Genomic DNA, 19,375 nt, shown 5'->3' with positions numbered 1-19,375 from the left:
TAAATGTCTGGAAAAGAATTAAATAAAATTGTTGCAGCCATCTTATTTGCTAGTTTAATTGCTATGATGGTTGGATTTGTTGCAAATATATTATACAAGCCCACTCTAGAGTTACAACATCGCGGCTATAGCGTTGCGGTTCAAGAATCATCAGAAAATCAAAATACTACCGCACTAGAGCAAGCACCGGTAAATATACCGGAATTAATGAAGACTGCTAACACCGATAACGGTCGTGAAATAGCCAAGAAATGTTTAATGTGTCATTCCCTTGATAAAGACGGTCCAAATAAACTAGGACCGCATCTTTGGGATGTCGCAGGCAGACCAAAAGCAAGCATAGCAGACTATAAATATTCCCCTGCTCTATCAAAACTTGGCGGCGTATGGGATGATGATAGTTTATTTGCTTTCTTACATAAACCAAGTAGCTATGCACCAGGAACTAAAATGTCCTTTGCCGGTATCTCAAAACCACAAGACATAGCTGACGTAATATTATTTTTAAAAACTTATGTTCATGATAAATAATTATCTCACCGAAATATGGTTAATAATAGGTATAATTTGCATAGTTGTTGAATTCTTTACAGTTCCAAGTATTGGATTCTTATTCTTTGGGCTTGGAGCGTTATCAAACACTCTTGTGGTATATAACTACCCTCTAGTTAGCTTAACAAATCAAATAACATTTTTTGGTATATTATCACTTATTTGGTTTTGCATATTATATTATCCTCTTAAAAAATATGTTTATAATAAAACTGATAAAACAAAAAATTACTCGGATATGATAGGCAAAACGGTAGAGGTTTATAGTGCTACAGTTTCTTCTGATACTATAGGACAAGTAAGATGGTCCGGTGCTATTATGAATGCTTACCTTGTTCCAAATGAAATCGATGCAAAAACAGGCGACCGACTTTTTATTATCGAAGTTAAAGGGAATGTACTAATTTGTTCTAGAGAAAAACCTAATAATAATTCTTAGCAAAATATTTCTAAATGACATTGCCCGCGTAAATACAATTCCTCATTGCAAGTAGGTATTGTTGCGTGGATCATTTTATGTCATTCCCACGGAAGCGGGAATGACACTAAATGCATTTTCCAGTCCAACGCGGGCAGCCTCTCTAAATATTCTCTTTAAACCAATCAAAAGCTTTTTTAAAGAAACTACTATTTGCATCAAGTCTAATATGAGTAAATTCTTTTTGCTGTTTTAGAGCATGAATTTTTAGCATTCCTATAGTTGCTGAATACATAGCCGGATTATAGTCTTCTATAAAACCGGCAATAATCTCCGGTTTACCGATTCTACTCTGTTTTTCAAAAATTTTATTTGAAAGCTCTTTAAGTCCTCTAAGCTGAGACCCGCCGCCGGTAATTACAACTCTAAAAACTTCAACCTGCCCTTTTGTTGCTTTATCATATTCGGCTTTTACCATTGATAATATTTCTTCGGCTCTTGCTCTTATTACCTCAGCCAATTTATAAATTGTTACGGAAGTATTTAAAGTATGATGAGTATCAACCTGAAAATCCTCCATATTTACAATACTATCTTTCTCAAATAAAGGTATCATTGCATTACCGTATAAAATTTTTAATTTCTCTGCCGTAACAAGATCAATACCAAAGACTTTAGCAATATCCGAGCTAATATGAAAACTACCTATATTTACATGCCCCGTATATATTAATTTACCGGCAAAAAAAATGCCGAAAGAGGTAGTTTTATCCCCCATGTCGATGATAAGCGAACCTAGATTTTTTTCATCATTCGTAAGACAGCTAATAGCAGAAGCATAAATTGCTAGAGTAATATTTGTGACTTCAACATGACATTTAGCGAAGCATTGTACAATATTTGATAACATATTTGAACTAGCAGCAATAATATGTAATTCACAACTAAGTTCTCTACCGTACATACCTATAGGATTCTCGACTGAATTATTATCAAGGGTAAATTCAAGAGGAAAATAATGAATAATTTCCTGGTTTTTAACTTTAAATTCAAGTAATGCTTTTTGTAGTAACTTTTTAATATCCTGCTGCGTTACGGTTTGCCCGTTAACTTTAATGGTATAATTAATATAATAAGATTTAGTGTCGGCACCTGATAACGATAATATAACTTTTTTTATATTTTTACCGCAATCTTTTTCAAGTGCGTAAATTGCTGAAACAATGCTAGTTTCAGCATTTTTTAAATCTGATATAACTCCTGATTTAATACCTTTAGAATGATGCAAATTTTGGCTAGCTACTTTAATTTCACCTTTTTTACTAATATAGGCAGCAATTACGGCAATCTTACTACTACCGCAATCAAGTGTAACAAAATTTGATATTTTCTCTTTCATTTTTTTATGCTTGTTATTCCAAAAACGTCATTGCGCGAAGAATTACAAAGTAATGAGACGAAGCAAGCTCAGGATGCTTGACAAGAGTACCACGTCGAAACTACGTTTCTCTTCGCAATGACGATTCTCAGTACTTCTCTATATAATACTTATTCTTATCCCTTAAATCCAAAACCTTATAATTTTGGTTAAATAGCTTATTAGCTTTATTTAGTGCATCGACATATTTTAATGCTTCTTCAAACTCTTTTTCAGGTAACTTAATACTTATATTACCTTTAAGATTTAAATCCCACCTTCTATCTCCGAGTCTTACAGCAGCTGAAGTTTTATTCATTAATGCCGGATATTTCTGCAGCTCTAATACTAATGTACCTGCATAGATATTCGCCCCTTCTCCTACAACATGTAATAAATGAGGAAAAGGTTGAATATTTTTACTAATTTCGTAACCTTCTTCATCGACTAAGAAAAGCTGATTATTAATTTGCCAAATAGCAATAGGTTCTCTTTCAAATAATTTTATATATACCGTATTTGGTAATCTTCTACTAACATATACTTCCTTGATCCATTTATTTTTCTTTAAATTATTTCTAATTTCGTCTAATTTAAGAGCAAAAATAGGACTGCCCTTATTCGCATTTAAAACCTTTAATATTGTAGGCTCATCGACATTTTGCTGTCCTTCAATGATAACATTCTCAAGTTTAAACCCAAGTTTTGTTGTTGTTTGGTATATATTTGTTGTTAAGTAGGTTTTTATGCCGGCAAAATATTTTGTAAAAACAAATAGACATACAAAGATAATTAAAGCAATCTTAAGCCCTAATATTGCTTTTTTGTAAATTAGTCCTAATTTTCGGCGTAATGAGATATTATTAGTTTTTTTTGTTTGTTTTTTTTTATTGGAGCTTGTTTTTTTTCTCATGATTCAAAGCTTGCCGTCTTTATAATTTCTTCAATTAAGTTAGTAAAATTTATCCCTGCATAAGCTGCAATTTCCGGCACTATTGATAAAGACATCATACCTGGGTGAGTATTTATCTCCAAAGCATATAACTTGTTTGTCTGCTCTTCTAAAATAAACTCTGCTCTAGCAGGACCTTTACAATTCATTGTTTTATAAATTTTTTCTGACTCTATAAGTAATTTCTCATATAAATTAGCAGGTAGCGGAGCAGGACAAAGATGATCAGCAAATCCTTCGGTATATTTAGTTTCATAATCATAGAAACGATTCTTTAGTAATTTAATCTCTAAAGCTCCAAGAGCTTTGCCGTTTAATACCGCTACTTGCAATTCTCGCCCTTTTATATATTGTTCTATTATTACCTGATCACCGTAAGGAAAATCATAATCGGCAAAGTTAAAATCGTCTTCTGCAAATATCACCTCAACACCAATACTTGAACCTTGCGTAAGAGGCTTAATAACGTACGGTCGTTTCATAGGATCATTTTTTATATTATCGCTTTTATTTACAACAATGCTTTCTGCCATATTAATATTATTCGTTAAGAACCAGATCCTAGAATGTATTTTATCGAATGCTAAAGCTGAAGATAACACGCCGCTATGAGTATAAGGAATCCGCATTATATTAAGTAATCCTGGTAAACAACCGTCTTCACCATATGTACCGTGCAGGCAATTAAAAACGATATCAGGTTTTATTTCTTGTAATCTAACTGCAATATCCGCTCCCATATCAATAAAGGTAACTCTATATCCTAATTCAATTAAAGCTTTACTAACTCCTTCACTTGACACTAACGATACTTCACGCTCAGCAGACATACCGCCTGCCATTAATGCTATATGCTTTTTACCGGTACTACTTAATATTTTGACTATAGAGTGTTCTACCCAATGTGTTTGATATTTATGCACGTTTTTTCCTTTCTTATTAAATCCATTGTAATTCCTAACTAAAAGCGGCCTTGTTGCATAGCTCGAAAAACCTACTCGATGTCATCCCCGCGTATGCGGGGATCCAAAAAAATAACTTCAATATTGATATAGAAGTTACATATTATAAAATAAACATATAAAAAACTTGTTTTTTATATGTTTTACTGGATTCCCGCCTTCGCGGGAATGACATAAAACTAGCTGCAACAACGCCATTTTTAATTAGGGATGACGTCCGATTCTCTTAATCTCCCACTCTAACTTAACCCCGCTATCTTCACATACTTTCTGCCGGACAAAATCACCTAAATCTTCTAAATCCTTAGCGGTAGCATCACCATTATTTATCATAAAATTACAATGAAGTTCTGACATCGAAGCACCGCCTATTCTATAGCCTCTAAGCCCCGCTTTGTCAATAAGTTCCCAAGATTTACGCCCTTCAGGATTTGCAAAAGTACTACCGCCCGTACGCTCTTTAATAGGCTGTGTAGATGATCTTGCGTTATTTATTTCATTCATCCGTAATAATATATTTTCACTATTGCCTTTATTTATTTTAAAAACAGCTTTGAGAATAATTAAATTCTTTGGTAAATTATTACTGCGATATTTAAAACCGATTTCTTCATTTGTGAATGTTAAAAAGTTTCCTGCAAAGTCAATCGCTTCAATCTGCACTACAATATCTTTAAATTCAGAGCCGTAAGCACCGGCATTCATAGCAACACCGCCGCCGATAGTCCCTGGAATACCTACTAAAAACTCAAAACCGGAAATAGCATTTGCTTGACAAAATTTTGCTAAATTATAATTAAGGCAGCTGCTACCTACTATTAAATGATTATCTATAAACTCAATATTGCTAAAATTCTGACCAAGTTTTATAACGACCCCTTCTATGCCGCCGTCTCTTATAATAACATTTGAGCCTGCTCCAAAAGTCTTTATAGGTAATTTTTGCTTATTTTGTATTAAGAAACTTTTTAAATCTTCGCTATCTAAAGGTTTAAAGAAAATTTCAGCATTACCGCCTACTTTAAACCATGTTAAGTGTTTTAAATTATAATCTTTTTTATACTCGCCTTTTACTATCGGTAAAATTAACATATTTAGTCCTGCTATTCGCTTTACTGTTATCTTCACTCTTTTGTCCCTTAGTTCGCTTGACCCTATGTTATACGAACAGATGTCATTCCCGCTTTCGCGGGAATGACATAAGAGCTATGCAACAATACCAGTCAAACCACGGTATGACAGCTAAAGCCACGGGATGACAATCTCCCCTCTAATTCATTAGCAAAACTTGAAATATTACCTGCTCCCATCATAATTATCATATCACCAGAAGCTGCATTATCTATAATAACTCCAACCGCATCATCTAGCTCTGCTAGAAAATTTGCTTTATCGTGATGTTTACGCTTAGTAATCTTATCAACTAAACTTCGTCCTGTAATTCCTTCTATAGGGTTTTCACCTGCAGCATATATATCAGTAATATAGAGTATATCGGCATCAGCAAAGCAAAACATAAAATCATCAAATAAATACTGCATTCTTGAATATCTGTGAGGCTGAAAAATAGCAATAACTTTACCGTTTTGTTTATTTGCTATATTTTTAGCCGTCGCAAGCGTTGCTTTGATTTCCTCAGGGTGATGAGCGTAATCATCGATAATTGAAGCGTTATTATATTCAGCTACTTTAGTAAATCTCCTCTTCACTCCTTTAAAATTATTAAAACCGTTTTTAATAGCTTTAATACCGAAATCTAATTCTATCCCAACGGCAATTGCAGCAAGACTATTTAAAATATTATGTCTTCCGGGCGTTGGAATAGTAATTTTTTCAATAATTGTTGTACCTAGTACATTTGGTAGACTAATTTTTACGTCAAAAGTAGAGGAGGCAATATCAGTGTTAATATTAAATGCTATAATATGAGCATCTTCCGAATCGATGCCATAAGTAACAATCTTCCTTTCAGTAGTATCGTCTACTAACTTACGAACTATTTTATGATCGATACAACAAACGGCAAAACCGTAAAACGGCAAATTAGTAATAAAGCTTCTAAAAGCACCAATTAATGTTTCAAAATCTCTATAATAATCTAAATGTTCAGGATCAATGTTAGTTATTATCGCAATAGTTGATGGAATATGAATAAACGTTGCATCCGATTCATCGGCCTCCGCAATTAAATAATTACTTGAACCAAGATATGCATTAGTCGATTTATTATTGATGATCCCACCGTTAATAACCGTAGGACATAAACCAGCTGCCTCAAATAAACAAGCAACTAAAGAAGTAGTAGTGGTTTTACCGTGCGATCCCGAAACTGCTACTGAACATTTTAATCTCATAAGTTCAGCAAGCATGTCCGCACGTCTAATAATTGGAATTTTACGCTCCAAAGCTTCTTTTATTTCAGGATTCTTTGGATTAATTGCCGATGAAATAACAACATACGACACATTGGTAATGTTCTGCTCGGCGTGTCCTAAAAATATTTTAATACCGTATGACTCAAGCCTTTTAGTATTATAATTTTCTACTAAATCGGAACCTTGTACTTTATAACCTAGATTATATAATATCTCGGCAATACCGCTCATGCCAACGCCGCCGATACCTATAAAATGTATAGTTTCTAAGGTTTGATTAGTTTTTTTTAATTCAAGTAACAGCATTTAAGTTTAATCATTTAAAATTGAGTTCTGCATATAGGTTTTAAGTAACATTGTCAAGCACTAACTGTGTCATACCGCGACTTGATCGCGGTATCCAGTTTAAAATATTAAAATCATTGATATTAAAAGTTATTTTTATGGATACCGTGGTCAAATCACGGCATGACATCGGAGTCTTTTTCAAGAGCCATACAACAAAACCGGTTCAGTATGACAATCATTAAACCTCATCCACCCTATCAAATTTTGCTTCGGAATAGAAGTTTCCTTGTAGCCCACCGACTTTTAGATCAATTAAAAATTTAGCTATTTCTCCGTTTTCTACGAATTCAGCTACCGTTTCAATACCTAAATCTTCTGAAATTTTAATTAATCTTTCTACGAAATACCTACTTTGTACATCACTTGTAATACTACGCACATATTTACCGTCAATTTTGATAATATCAATTGGTAAGCTTTGAAGTTGTTTAAAAGAAGTAAAACCCGCACCAAAATCGTCTAATGCAAATTTACATCCGTACTTACGTAGTTTATTAATAAATAAAGTTATTTTATCGTAATTCTGATTGAAAGAAGTTTCCGTAATTTCAATAATTAAACGATCCCCAACATTATGAGCTTTTAATAAGTTTTCTGCTATTTCCCATAAAGCTTCATCGCCTGTTCCTATATTTGAAATATTAACGGCTAACATTAAGTTTGGGTTACGGGCAAGTTCATTAACAGTCATTTCTAAAACAATTTGATCAATTATAAAAATTAATCCTTTATTTTCAGCAATAGGGATTATAGGACCTACGGAAATATAAACACCGTTCTCGTCAGGTATACGAAGCAGACATTCATAATAATGAATCTTCATAGTATTACGATCTATTATAGACTGATAAGCAAATCGCATAGTCTTTTTTGCTAAGGCTTGTCGTAGTAAGTTAAGCTGAAGATTAGATTTTCTTATATTTTCCAAATCATGTTCTGTACTGCTATATTCACGGTAATAATAATTATTATTTTGTGAAAGTAACATATTTAATGTTTTTTCAATTTCTTTAGCATTATTACTTACTTTTTTTGGAAATTTAATACTAGCAATATAACAATTCATATAAATTGCCGGCTTCTGTTCATTAATATAAAGCTGCAAAAATAAATATAATTTTCTAGCAAAATTTTTAATTAAGTCAGAATTAGTAGTATTTAGGATAAATAATATTCTATCTTTCTTTATTTTCTTAAACTTTGAAAAAATATTAAGTTCTTTGCTTACATCTTCAATGATTTGATCTAAATCTTCAATTATAAAATGCTTACCCTGCTCTATAAATTCTATTTCATCATAATTAACTAATCTACAAGCAAAACATACGCCTTTTTCCAATTTATCTATCGCATCTTGTAAATCTTTATAATTCGTTCTTAATTCCGACATTGCCATGTGTATCATAAAATTATATACTTAAGAATATTAGGGCATTTTTACTGTAAATGAAATAAAAATATGAACCGCATAGAAATGATACAAGAAAAATTAAGTGTGTTAAAACCACATTTTCAAGAAATAATAGATGAAAGCTATAAACATGCTAGTCATTATAACGGAATTCACAGCCATATAAAAATAAGAATTTCTGCAGAAACATTACAGGGGAAAAGCCTAATTGCCAATCATCGCACTATTAATAACTTACTTGCCGATGAATTTAATAGCGGCTTGCATGCTTTATCGATAGAGGTACTATGAAAACAAATAATATTTTAAAAGTAGCCGTTGGAGCTAGCAGCGTAGCACAAAAAGCCTTAAATAGTATAACGGATAAAAGCTGTGGCATAATTGAGGATAAAATACTTAAAGGTAATTACGTCACTCGCGAAGAATTTGAAAAATTACAAACTTTAGTAATAAAACTCAAGAAAGAATTAGCAGAGTTAAAGAGCAAATAATTAATCAACTAGTTTCAGAATGTTCTATTTTTGCTTTTAACTCTTCTATTTCTTCTATAGTTAGCCCTGTTGAATCTGCTATTATATTGTGACATCTATATCTTTAAGTCACAAGTTCTTTGCTATTTCTATGCTTCTTTCTTTCCCTTTTTCACACTGTTCTTCCTAAAGCTATTTCCTCGGCATCTTCCATTAATTTCGCTCTTATATAGGCATCATATTCTTCGGCGGTGAGGTTATGCATTTCTATTATATTGTATACATCTAATAACTTCTCGCTCTTTATATTTGCAGGTGGGCTGTTTTCTGTTTCTGCACACTTAAATAAATGTAGCCACTCATCTATAGTAGTTTCAAGCTTATCTTTATCAAAATTTTAAGCTCTATAAATACATAGGAAAAATCAAATAAATATTGCTTATTTGTTTCGGTAATAAATCTTTATGCTTTATTCCTTGTGTAAGTTGTAAGCTCGATTATATACCAGCTACCGGCTTCATCTTTAACCTTTAAAATCAAATATGCTTTTTGTTCCCTTTATCGAGCATAGGTACTTGCTCTACAGGTATAAATTCTATTGCTTTAATTCTAAGCCCCTCAGGTAGTTCAAGAACTGCATTGATAAATTCCTTGAACCTCTCTAAATCACGAAAGATTTTTTTAAATACACTATCAATTAGTGGGATCTAAATATCTTTGCATATTAATTATTACTTTTGGTATTACTCATATTATATAGCTTTTTAAGTAATCAGTAAATAATACTAGAATATGTACTTTTAATAGAATAATTATTGCTATTTTTTAACAAAAATTACGTACTTTGATCCGTTCTAATGGATACGATTGCTGACATGCCGGGAACTAGATTAGCATTTGGGGATTCAAAATCTATTAAAACAGGTACACGTTGTACGCTTTTAGTAAAATTACCGGTAGCATGATCTGGTGGGATTAAGCTAAATTTAGAGCCGGTCGCAGGAGCAATATTACGAATCTTCCCGTAAATTACCTTTTTAGGCAAAGCATCAAATTCAATTTTGACTTTCATGCCGGACTTAAATTTCTGAATTTGTGTTTCTTTAAAATTAGCCTGAATATACATAGTATTATCTTGAACTATAGAAAACAACGCCCTACCCGGTACTATGTAATTTCCGACTTCTAAACTACTATTACCGAATATACCGGGTACCATAGCAATAAGTTTAGTATTTTGTAAGCTCCTTAAGGTTACTTTTTTATTTTCTGTTAGCTCTTTAAGTTTTTCCTGTTCTGCTGCTTTTTCAAGCTCAAGAAGCTGTAAATGTTGCTTAGATATATCTAAATCTAACGTTGCTTGTTTATAATCCGTTTTGGCTTTTTGATATGCGTTTTTAGAATCATCTAACGTTTTAGAGCTAGCAAATTTTGCCTTATTTAACTCCTGCACTCTCATAAAATCTGTTGCAACAATATCAAAGCTTATTTTATTAAGCTTTAATTTTTCAGCTGCTTGCTCTAGGCTAATCTGCCCTATTGAGATTTTTTGCTCTATAATTTCTATATTTTTTATGCAAGCTTCAATAGATGCTTCAAGTGCTGCAAGCTTTGCCTTATAATCTCTATCGTCAATTTCACCTATCAGATCGCCTTTATTAACTTTAGTATTATCGGTAACAAATAACTTTGTTAAAACACCGCTAACTTCAGCACTAACATTTGAAATATCTGCATCTATGTAAGCATTATCCGTAGATTGTGTATTTGCCCAAACATAAATTCTATATCCCAAATAAATAAATATGATTAAGGCTATAATAATTACATATTTAGTAAATGGATGATGTTTATATTTGTCGATAGCTTGTTGTAATACACTCGGCATAATTAACTTTACCAATACCCTCTATGTTTAAAAAAATAACAAATTGGTATAGAAAGAATATATATAACTGCAATTAACGGCAGTGAATACCATGGATATATGATAAGATTTATAATAACAATAGCAACTAAAATCATTGCAAGCGATAAATATTCAGGTTTAATACTCAAATTTTTTGTTGAGATTGTAGGAAGCCTACTAGCAAGTAGAAAAGCTATAATAGCCAAATATATATTAATTGTTATAGTATGAGTACGGGTATTGATATTTAATAACGTACCGATTTCAAAATCTATCATTACAGGCATTAAAGCAAGTAAAGCACCGCATGGGGCAGGTACACCGGTAAAAAAATAGTCAGTTTTATCTTGTTTCGGTTGATAAATACCAACGTTAAAGCGAGCTAAACGTAGTGCCATACACACTATAAATAATAACATTACCGCTGATGAAAATACCTTATACTCATATTGTTGAAAAGACCATAAATATATCAGATAGGCAGGAGCTATACCGAAATTAGCAAAATCGCATAATGAATCAAGCTCTGCACCAAATGGACTAACTGAATTTAGCATCCTTGCTATTCTACCGTCGATACCGTCAATAATTGCCGCTACTATAATGCAATATACCGCAAGTTCCCATCTGCTATCCAAAGCAAATTTTATAGAACTCATACCGGTTACTAAACCAAGCAACGTAATAAAGTTGGGAATTAATTTTATTAGAGGTACAGGCTTAGTTATTATAGATTTACGAATTTTTAACAATTTTTATACTCAAAATGTATTTATCACGTCATTGCAAGGAAAAAACAGTGTGGTTGCATGGCTGTCGATGTCTCATTCCTGCAAAAGCAGGAATCCAGAAAAAAATAATCTTAATTGGTACAAAATTATATATTTGATAAAATAAACAGATAAAAAACTTGTTTTTTATACGTTTCACTGGATTCCCTCCCGCCTACGCGGGAATGACATAAACAAACCATGCCTACAGCTGCTCGCAATGACGGTTTTAAAGTGATGAGGCTACTTCCTCTCAAACTTAAATTCTGTTGTCTTTTTACGTCCAAAATCAGCAATGATAGTTTCACCGCCTATAGCAGTCTGCCCTTTACTCACTAATAAAGCTGTTTTCAACGGTAAATAAACATCTACTCTGCTACCGAAACGAATTATACCGTATCGCTCGCCCGTTTTAACTTCATTACCCTCTTCTAAATCACAAACTATACGCCTTGCTATAAGTCCGGCTATTTGAACAAAAACAATTTTCTGACCTTGAGCAGTTTCCATTAATACTGATTGACGCTCATTATAAATACTAGCTTTATCGAGTGAAGCATTAAAAAATTTTCCTGGATTATAATGAAGTGCTAAAATTGTTCCGTTTGCCGGGATTCTATTAACATGTACATTAAAAATATTTAGAAAAATACTAACTCTAATCATTTCCACATCACCAAGTCCTAATTCCGGAGGCGGCAATGCTTCCTTAATTTCTTGAATTATTCCATCTGCAGGACTTATTACCAGATCATCACTTATAGGCACAAAGCGATCAGGATTACGGAAAAAATAAATACACCAAGCAGTAGCAATACATCCAATACAGCCAAGTTTTTCATTAAATGATGCTAATAAAAAACTTACTAATGCAAAGCTAGCAATAAATATATATCCTTCGCGGTGAATAATTTTAAATAAATCATTATATTGTTTCATTTTAATCTCTATGAATCTCCTTATTATTTTTAACTATGCCTGCTCTACTTTATCCTCTTGGTTCTCACTCTCATTTTCATCTTCGTCTTGAGGGGTAGCTTGGACTTCTTGCGCAGAACCAAGAGCATATACGCATAAATCCGAGAGTGGAACACCGTTTTTTTTGGCAAGATCATTTAGCTGTGATATTGCTTTCATAACATCATCAGGAATAGTACCGCCTCTTTCGTCAGATAACCATTTTGCTTGAAATTGTAGCGGATGATGCCCTTCTTGAGGCGTACCTATATAAAACTTAAACTTGGCTCTTTGTCCACTAAAATCGCAGTCAAATGCAAACTCTTTATAATGTGCCATAACTTTATGAATTAATAATTATATTAATATTATTATAACAATAAAAATGCAAATCTAAAATAATTTCTTGTCTAATATTTTTTAAGTTTTTTAGCAATATAACGATTTGAATATAGAAATTTATCGCTAGAATCTATAATTATCCCGCCTGCTTCCTTAATAAAAAGCTCAAATGCATAATATAATGTAAAATTTAATAATGATAAACATATTAAATCCGCTTTACCTGACGCTACAAGCGTAGCCCCATAGCAAAGAGAACCAAAAGATCTAATATTATCTACCTCTATCTCCTCCAAATCATTATGATTTACACCTTCAATAATTGCTAAACAGTTTTTTAAATCGGCATTATCGGAAACTCTAAGTCTTAATCCTTGATAATTAGAGTTTAAATTATTTTTTTCTATCCAAGCTCCCTTACCTTTTTCAGCATAATAAATTTCATTAAGAGCAGGAAAATATATTACTGTAGAAGTAGGAATTAAAACTTCTTGATTCCTTTTTAAATAAGTTACGGATATCGCAAAAAAAGGTATGCTTCTGGCGAAATTATTTGGGCTATCTATAGGATTAATTAAAAAAACACCCTCATAATTATTATTTAAATCGAATTTATCCTCCGGAAAAAATAAATATTGTGTATATTTTTGTAATTCTTCACATAATAAAGTTTTTAATTTTAAATAAGATCGCTTACAAAATTCTTCATTTCTTACAGAGTTTTTTTGTAGCATTTCAAGTTCTAAAAAATCTCTATGCAAAAACTTAACAGCTTTACGCAGGGCATTAATTAATAAATTAGTTATAGGTTGCATTTGATATTTTTAATTATTAGTTTTAGAAATTATGTCGTATGGCTTTAAAAAATTGATACCATTCCTAGCTAAAAGCATTGCCTGAGTGGATGCTGAAAGTCGTCATTGCGAGGAAAAACTGTAAGTTTTGACTAAGCAATCTCAGGATATTTGACGAGATTGCCACGCAGCCTACGGCTGCTCGCAATGACGGGGTGGTATCCATAGTTCAATAAAACAGCTTACTTCGCTCGCTCGACATATGTCATATCATCAGTTTTAACCACAATTTTTTCTCCTATTTCTAAATATTGCGGGACCTTAACTTTAATACCGTTTTCTAAAATTGCTGGTTTATAAGAAGCGGTAGCGGTTGCTCCTTTTATTACCGGATCAGTTTCACTAATTTCAAGTATAACAGTTGGAGGAAGCTCAATATTTAAAGGCTTGTCATTATAAAATTCGACTTTAACAATCATATTTTCAGTTAAGAAAGATAATTTTTCTTCTAACATTTCCTTGGAAATATTTATTTGATCAAAATGTTTGGTATCCATTAATACCAAATCATCACCTTCAAAATATAAAAATTGATAATCTTTTTGTTCAAGTTCAGCTTTTTCTAAATAATTGGCAGAACTGAATCTTTCGTTACGCTTTGTCCCTGTTTTTAAATTTTTCATCTCAACTTGTACATAAGCTCCACCTTTCCCGGGTTGAGTATGTTCCGGTGTTTTGCTGACAACCCATAAATCATTATTATACACTAATATGTTACCTGTTCTAATTGAATTTGCTGAAATTTTCATATATCTTACATTTAAGACTTAAAATTAAAGTATAAATATACAAATTATTTCCTTTAAAAACAAGAATTTAATCTTATGACCACAATATTAGTAGTAGATGATATAGAACCCAATATTAAGTTACTAACAGCCAAACTTTTAAAAGAGTATTATACGGTTCTTACTGCAAATAGCGGTAAAGAAGCACTAGCAATTCTTAAAAAAGAAAAAATTGATATTATACTACTTGATGTTATGATGCCGGAAATGGATGGATTTGAGGTATGTAAAACGATAAAAACCGATCCGGAAACTACTCATATACCGGTTGTAATGGTAACTGCACTTTCCGATATTGATGATCGAGTTAAAGGTCTTGAGGCAGGAGCTGATGAGTTTTTAACAAAGCCGATTAACGATACTGCTCTATTTGTAAGACTTAAATCGCTATCTAGAATGAAAAGTTTAATTGATGAGTTAAAGCTTCGTAATAGCACTAATGCATTATTAGGCGTAACAAATATCGAAATGCATGACACTTTTGCAGATAAAAAAATATTACTAATTAATGATGATGTGGTACAAGCTAAAAATATAAAAAAAATGTTACTTAAGCTTACCCAAAACGTAAAGGTAATAAGTAATTCCGATGAATTAGATATTATAAATGAATATACCCCCGATTTAGTAATTATCAGTAGTACGCTCGAAAATGACGATCCTTTGAGGATCAGTGTTATTTTAAGAGGTAAAGTAGAAATAAACGGCGTAGTAATAATTTTACAAATTGATGAAGACGGTATGCCTTTGGTTGTGAAAGGTATTGAACTCGGTATTAATGATTATTTCGTTTATCCTATAGAGGAAAGCGAATTGCTTGCTAGAATTAGAACACAATTAAGACGTAAGCAATATCAAGATAATTTACGTAATGATCTTGAACAAAGTGTCAATTTAGCAGTTAAAGACGGTCTAACCGGCTTATTTAATCGTCGCTATTTCGATATACATCTCAAACAAATTATTGAGAAAACTAATAAAGAAAGTATTAAATTATATTTACTTATGTGCGATATCGACAATTTTAAACATGTAAACGATACTTACGGTCATCAAGCAGGCGATAAGGTTTTAACAATTGTATCCCGTATTTTGAAGAATACTCTCAGAGTAACAGACTTAATAGCAAGATTCGGCGGTGAAGAATTTACTATACTCTTAACGGATATAGATATTTCTAAAGCAATTGAAACTGCGGAGAGAGTTAGAGTTAAAATAGAATATATGAATTTTCACATTGAAGATCAAATTAAACCTTTAAAAACAACTATTTCAATCGGAGTTACGAAATATAAAAAAGAAGAATCAATAGAATCTTTCATTGAACGTGCTGACAAAGCTATGTATGAAGCTAAAACAACGGGTAAAAATAAAGTAGTAAAATTATAATTGATTTTTTAAAGTAAAAAAATAATGAGCAATTCTTCCAAAAAACATCTTGATTTACCATATAGACCAGGGGTCGGCATGATGATATTAAATGCCGATAACCATATATTCGTCGGTAAAAGAATAGATACAAAAATATCTGCATGGCAAATGCCGCAAGGTGGGATAGTTCCCGGCGAAACACCAAGTATTGCAGCAATGCGTGAGATGTTAGAAGAAATAGGCAGCGATAAAGGATATATTATTGCCGAAAGCAAATTCTGGTATAGTTATGATGTACCAAGCTTTTTAATACCTAAACTGTGGAACGGTAATTTTCGTGGACAAAAACAACGCTGGTTTTTAATTAGGTTTACCGGAAATAACGAAGATATTAATATAAATACCTCTAATCCGGAATTTGACCAATGGCGTTGGGCATCACTTGATGAACTCTTATCTATTATAATACCGTTTAAACGTAAACTTTACCAAGCCGTCGTAAAAGAATTTGAATCATTAATTCAGTAAAAATTTTATATATATAGTACTTGTAGAACAGCACTATTTACCTCTTTATCACCTTCAATTCATTCATTTATAGCACTAAATAATGAAATATCCCCGTATTATTGCCTAAAGTAAATACAGCACACTCATTTGTTCCTCTAGACAATAAACTAATCTTTATCGCAACTAGATTCAATCATATAATATGTACGTACTATCATTCTTTATTAGGTTATAATTATTATCACCGATTATATGTGCAGTAAATGCATTTGCTAGATTAGATATAGTTATATTAGCAATAAAATCTTTTACTTCTCTTATATGAAATAAGTTTATAATGAATATTACTTAGACAGTAATTTGTTGTTGTTTCAGTTTCCCAATTAACCGTATCAATTTGAGTTTCCGGCATTAAAAATCATGAATTTATATCTTCAAACGCAAATTTTAGCTCTCTAACCAATCCATATAAAATATATTTTTTATCAGCAATATGTACAAAGGTATGATCAGGATGCTCATCTAAAAAATATGTAGAGGTATTAGAAAAAGGTTTTAAATGTACAGAATATACCTTATTTCTATCAAGGCTTTGGTCATAACTATTTTCACTAGAATCAGCTGGTATTAAATTTGGTAATAAAATAAGTCTACAAAAATAACCGATTAACTTAACTCTATTTGGTAAAAATTTAATATGATAATTTGGCATAACGTTACTTTATGTTTATTATAACATGTCTTATTATTAAATTTTCTCACTTAATACTGTCATAGTTTTTTTTCTATATCAAAGTTAAAATATTGATCTTTATAAGGCTCATCTGCAAGTTGTATAATGCCACCACTCAATTTTACATGCTTTAAAATTATGGTTTTGCATCTTAGAACATAAATAATTACGTTTTGCTAAATATTGCTTATCAATTAATTTACTATCATGAGGTAAAGCTTCATCAAATAAGTCAAAAGAAGTATAAATGTCTACCGTATTGTCATCTAAAGAGGATTATAACACGCGCGTCTTTCAGCTTTCTCTTAATAATGACTTCAGAATTATTATTAACTTCCTTCTGAAGCTTTATTATTGATCAATCTACAGTACTCCTACTATGACTAGATCTTTCAGCTATATAACCTAATATAAAACATTTAGACTTATCTGTATACGGGTAAAAGCTTTCCTTATTTTTTTGATCAATATTATCTTTGCTCCATCTTAAAAATGTTGTACAGCTTTTTGTGGTCTATATACATATAATCAGTGAATAACCATCTTTTTGTACCTCAGCTTGTACTGCTTTAAGAGCCTTAACAGCTTATATGGTTAAAATTGCTTCCGGTGCTTTATAACCATCTACCTTTTTACCAACAAAATTTTCATCTGAATAATAATGCATATTTTGAATAATTGTAGGGTCGATATCTTTCAGATACATGCACCCTTTAAGTAAGGATTTAGCATATATTGGAAGAAAACTCATAAATATAAAAATTAAACTTGTTAAAATCAATTTCATAAAATGCTAGGCTTTGTAAAGATTTCTAATTGACTTTATTTTGAGATATTTTTTAGTGCAAATCAAATCGTTTTAGAGATCTTCACAGAACCTAATATAAAATAGACTCCTTGGCATAATCTCTTTCTAAAGGTAATTTGGATCTGGTACTCGAATCCTTACATAGATTTGTTGGCTACGCTCCGGTTCATAGAACTGTCAAAAAGACGGATGAATGGTAGCGAGGGAGGGATTTGAACCCCCGACACACGGATTATGATTCCGTCGCTCTAACCAGCTGAGCTACCCCGCCAGGGGAAAAGTGTTTATATAATTTGTTAAGAAGTGTCATTCTAGATAAAAGCGGTTGCATGGCTTGGAAAATGTACTTATTAATTTAAATATTTTAAGCTGGATCCCACGATCAAGTCGCGGGATGACAATAAAAAATTGATCCATGCAACAATTGACTAGCAACTTCTCAAATTGTATCTTAACGTTTAGAGAATTGTGTTTTCTTACGTGCTTTACGTTGTCCGTATTTCTTACGCTCTACTACCCTAGAATCACGTGTTAAAAGACCACCTTTACGCAAAATAGCATGAAAATCCGGAGCAGCTTTATCTAAAGCTTTAGAAATTCCATGTAAAATAGCACCTTTCTGTCCTGAAATTCCTCCACCTCTAACAGTACAAATTATATCATACTGATCAATAGTTTTTGTTAAGACAAACGGCTTTAAGATAGTTTTTACATAAGTTTCAGAAGGAAAGTACTGGGCTATTGTTTTTTTATTAACAACTATTTTTCCTTTTCCTACTTTAAGCCATACTCGTGCTATAGCATTTTTTCTTTTACCTGTAGCATAAAACTTGCCTAAATTATCTATTTTTTCTTTAGGAGTTTTTAATACTAAAGGTTCTTTAGTTAACTGCTTTTCTACTTTTTCTGTTTTAATTTTTAACTCGGGCATATTCTATTACTTTTTATTTTTTGGATTTTGGCTTGCAAAATCATAAACAGTAGGTTGCTGTGCCATATGAGGATGATCACCATTTGCATAAACATACAAATTACTCATTTGCTTAGCACCTAAAGCATTTCTTGTAATCATTCTTTTTACGGCCATTTTAATAACTCTCTCAGGGTGTTTACCACTTAAGATTTTACCTGCCGTAGTATCTTTTATCCCACCTGGAAATCCTGTATATCTGTAATATATTTTTCCGTCTTTGGGATTTGCTTTTTTACCTGTTAATTTTACATGCTCCGCATTTATTATGATTATATTATCACCACAATCTAAATGAGGTGTAAAGCTAGGCTTATGCTTACCACGTAGCATATTAGCAACTCTGCTAGCGAGTCGTCCTAGTACAATATTTTTTGCGTCTATGACCCACCATTTCTTTTCAATTTCCGATGGCTTTGCCGAGTAAGTTTTCACAATAGTATCTTTTTAATTAGAAT

The 19,375-nt window shown here is 31.9% G+C and carries 23 protein-coding genes, 1 tRNA gene and 2 pseudogenes; 6 read left to right on the top strand and 20 right to left on the bottom strand.

Features of this window, described 5'->3' with window-relative positions; all coding sequences use genetic code 11:
• Positions 1 to 3: 3 nt before the first annotated feature.
• Positions 4 to 531 (top strand): c-type cytochrome, encoded by a 528-nt coding sequence (locus ACSFFC_RS04215; protein WP_014410484.1) that lies wholly within the window; start codon positions 4 to 6, stop codon positions 529 to 531.
• Positions 515 to 991: an NfeD family protein gene (locus ACSFFC_RS04210; protein ID WP_012719513.1), complete on the top strand. Its 477-nt coding sequence runs from the start codon at positions 515 to 517 to the stop codon at positions 989 to 991. Before ACSFFC_RS04215 ends, ACSFFC_RS04210 begins: the two co-directional genes overlap by 17 nt.
• Before the next feature lie 142 nt (positions 992 to 1,133).
• Here the strand turns inward: ACSFFC_RS04210 and ftsA are convergent, their stop codons facing one another.
• From ftsA to ACSFFC_RS04180, 6 genes are all read right to left on the bottom strand, one after another.
• Complete coding sequence (ftsA, locus tag ACSFFC_RS04205) at positions 1,134 to 2,369, bottom strand: cell division protein FtsA (protein WP_014410483.1); 1,236 nt, start codon at positions 2,367 to 2,369, stop codon at positions 1,134 to 1,136.
• Positions 2,370 to 2,496: 127 nt separating this feature from the next.
• The gene (locus tag ACSFFC_RS04200; protein WP_014273294.1) at positions 2,497 to 3,300 is read right to left on the bottom strand and encodes a cell division protein FtsQ/DivIB; all 804 of its coding nucleotides are present in this window, start codon (positions 3,298 to 3,300) and stop codon (positions 2,497 to 2,499) included.
• On the bottom strand, positions 3,297 to 4,262 hold the full coding sequence (locus ACSFFC_RS04195) for a D-alanine--D-alanine ligase (RefSeq protein WP_014410482.1): 966 nt from the start codon (positions 4,260 to 4,262) through the stop codon (positions 3,297 to 3,299). The genes ACSFFC_RS04200 and ACSFFC_RS04195 overlap by 4 nt, the downstream gene beginning before the upstream one ends.
• A gap of 243 nt (positions 4,263 to 4,505) precedes the next feature.
• Positions 4,506 to 5,393 carry a UDP-N-acetylmuramate dehydrogenase gene (gene murB / locus ACSFFC_RS04190; RefSeq protein ID WP_014410481.1) on the bottom strand — a complete coding sequence of 296 codons (888 nt, stop codon included), beginning with the start codon at positions 5,391 to 5,393 and terminating at the stop codon, positions 4,506 to 4,508.
• A gap of 131 nt (positions 5,394 to 5,524) precedes the next feature.
• A complete protein-coding gene (murC, locus tag ACSFFC_RS04185) occupies positions 5,525 to 6,982 on the bottom strand; it encodes a UDP-N-acetylmuramate--L-alanine ligase (RefSeq protein WP_014410480.1) in 1,458 nt (485 codons plus the stop codon).
• A gap of 220 nt (positions 6,983 to 7,202) precedes the next feature.
• A complete protein-coding gene (locus tag ACSFFC_RS04180) occupies positions 7,203 to 8,429 on the bottom strand; it encodes an EAL domain-containing protein (RefSeq protein ID WP_014410479.1) in 1,227 nt (408 codons plus the stop codon).
• A gap of 54 nt (positions 8,430 to 8,483) precedes the next feature.
• Between ACSFFC_RS04180 and ACSFFC_RS04175 the strand changes: the two genes are divergently transcribed.
• A complete protein-coding gene (locus ACSFFC_RS04175) occupies positions 8,484 to 8,726 on the top strand; it encodes a BolA family protein (RefSeq protein ID WP_004996335.1) in 243 nt (80 codons plus the stop codon).
• On the top strand, positions 8,723 to 8,926 hold the full coding sequence (locus tag ACSFFC_RS04170; protein WP_004996338.1) for a hypothetical protein: 204 nt from the start codon (positions 8,723 to 8,725) through the stop codon (positions 8,924 to 8,926). The genes ACSFFC_RS04175 and ACSFFC_RS04170 overlap by 4 nt, the downstream gene beginning before the upstream one ends.
• Before the next feature lie 515 nt (positions 8,927 to 9,441).
• Here the strand turns inward: ACSFFC_RS04170 and ACSFFC_RS04165 are convergent.
• The 7 genes and pseudogenes from ACSFFC_RS04165 to efp form a co-directional block, all read right to left on the bottom strand.
• Positions 9,442 to 9,628, bottom strand: a pseudogene (locus tag ACSFFC_RS04165) (hypothetical protein).
• A 112-nt stretch (positions 9,629 to 9,740) separates the two neighbouring features.
• On the bottom strand, positions 9,741 to 10,793 hold the full coding sequence (locus tag ACSFFC_RS04160) for an HlyD family secretion protein (protein ID WP_014410476.1): 1,053 nt from the start codon (positions 10,791 to 10,793) through the stop codon (positions 9,741 to 9,743).
• Positions 10,794 to 10,801: 8 nt separating this feature from the next.
• Positions 10,802 to 11,566 (bottom strand): CDP-diacylglycerol--serine O-phosphatidyltransferase, encoded by a 765-nt coding sequence (gene pssA / locus ACSFFC_RS04155; RefSeq protein ID WP_014410475.1) that lies wholly within the window; start codon positions 11,564 to 11,566, stop codon positions 10,802 to 10,804.
• A 261-nt stretch (positions 11,567 to 11,827) separates the two neighbouring features.
• On the bottom strand, positions 11,828 to 12,523 hold the full coding sequence (locus tag ACSFFC_RS04150) for a phosphatidylserine decarboxylase (RefSeq protein WP_014410474.1): 696 nt from the start codon (positions 12,521 to 12,523) through the stop codon (positions 11,828 to 11,830).
• Positions 12,524 to 12,556: 33 nt separating this feature from the next.
• Positions 12,557 to 12,880, bottom strand: coding sequence for a DUF2610 domain-containing protein (locus ACSFFC_RS04145; protein WP_014410473.1), 324 nt, complete (start codon positions 12,878 to 12,880; stop codon positions 12,557 to 12,559).
• A 71-nt stretch (positions 12,881 to 12,951) separates the two neighbouring features.
• Complete coding sequence (locus ACSFFC_RS04140; protein WP_014410472.1) at positions 12,952 to 13,698, bottom strand: inositol monophosphatase family protein; 747 nt, start codon at positions 13,696 to 13,698, stop codon at positions 12,952 to 12,954.
• A 221-nt stretch (positions 13,699 to 13,919) separates the two neighbouring features.
• A complete protein-coding gene (gene efp / locus ACSFFC_RS04135; protein WP_012719501.1) occupies positions 13,920 to 14,486 on the bottom strand; it encodes an elongation factor P in 567 nt (188 codons plus the stop codon).
• A gap of 75 nt (positions 14,487 to 14,561) precedes the next feature.
• Here efp and ACSFFC_RS04130 point away from each other — a divergent pair, with 75 nt between their 5' ends.
• Positions 14,562 to 15,914 carry a PleD family two-component system response regulator gene (locus ACSFFC_RS04130; RefSeq protein WP_014410471.1) on the top strand — a complete coding sequence of 451 codons (1,353 nt, stop codon included), beginning with the start codon at positions 14,562 to 14,564 and terminating at the stop codon, positions 15,912 to 15,914.
• A gap of 24 nt (positions 15,915 to 15,938) precedes the next feature.
• Positions 15,939 to 16,424, top strand: a complete 486-nt coding sequence (locus ACSFFC_RS04125) for an RNA pyrophosphohydrolase (RefSeq protein ID WP_004996360.1) — start codon at positions 15,939 to 15,941, stop codon at positions 16,422 to 16,424.
• 171 nt (positions 16,425 to 16,595) lie between these two features.
• On the opposite strand, the pseudogene ACSFFC_RS04120 reads toward ACSFFC_RS04125, so the two are convergent.
• The 7 genes and pseudogenes from ACSFFC_RS04120 to rplM form a co-directional block, all read right to left on the bottom strand.
• Positions 16,596 to 16,818: pseudogene (locus ACSFFC_RS04120) on the bottom strand (hypothetical protein).
• Between the two features lie 6 nt (positions 16,819 to 16,824).
• Positions 16,825 to 17,118: a hypothetical protein gene (locus tag ACSFFC_RS04115; RefSeq protein ID WP_014273276.1), complete on the bottom strand. Its 294-nt coding sequence runs from the start codon at positions 17,116 to 17,118 to the stop codon at positions 16,825 to 16,827.
• Between the two features lie 108 nt (positions 17,119 to 17,226).
• Positions 17,227 to 17,388: a M15 family metallopeptidase domain-containing protein gene (locus ACSFFC_RS04110; protein ID WP_014419740.1), complete on the bottom strand. Its 162-nt coding sequence runs from the start codon at positions 17,386 to 17,388 to the stop codon at positions 17,227 to 17,229.
• 337 nt (positions 17,389 to 17,725) lie between these two features.
• Complete coding sequence (locus ACSFFC_RS04105) at positions 17,726 to 17,926, bottom strand: hypothetical protein (protein ID WP_014410470.1); 201 nt, start codon at positions 17,924 to 17,926, stop codon at positions 17,726 to 17,728.
• Positions 17,927 to 18,141: 215 nt separating this feature from the next.
• Positions 18,142 to 18,218 (bottom strand) — tRNA-Met (locus ACSFFC_RS04100).
• A 180-nt stretch (positions 18,219 to 18,398) separates the two neighbouring features.
• Positions 18,399 to 18,878 carry a 30S ribosomal protein S9 gene (rpsI, locus tag ACSFFC_RS04095; RefSeq protein WP_014410469.1) on the bottom strand — a complete coding sequence of 160 codons (480 nt, stop codon included), beginning with the start codon at positions 18,876 to 18,878 and terminating at the stop codon, positions 18,399 to 18,401.
• Positions 18,879 to 18,884: 6 nt separating this feature from the next.
• Positions 18,885 to 19,352 carry a 50S ribosomal protein L13 gene (gene rplM / locus ACSFFC_RS04090; protein WP_004996373.1) on the bottom strand — a complete coding sequence of 156 codons (468 nt, stop codon included), beginning with the start codon at positions 19,350 to 19,352 and terminating at the stop codon, positions 18,885 to 18,887.
• Between the last annotated feature and the right edge of the window lie 23 nt (positions 19,353 to 19,375).

Origin of the sequence: Rickettsia parkeri, from assembly GCF_051427245.1 — a bacterium.
Lineage (GTDB): Bacteria > Pseudomonadota > Alphaproteobacteria > Rickettsiales > Rickettsiaceae > Rickettsia > Rickettsia rickettsii.
The sequence above is the reverse complement of the archived record's forward strand: the minus strand, read 5'-3'. Positions and strand labels throughout refer to the sequence as shown.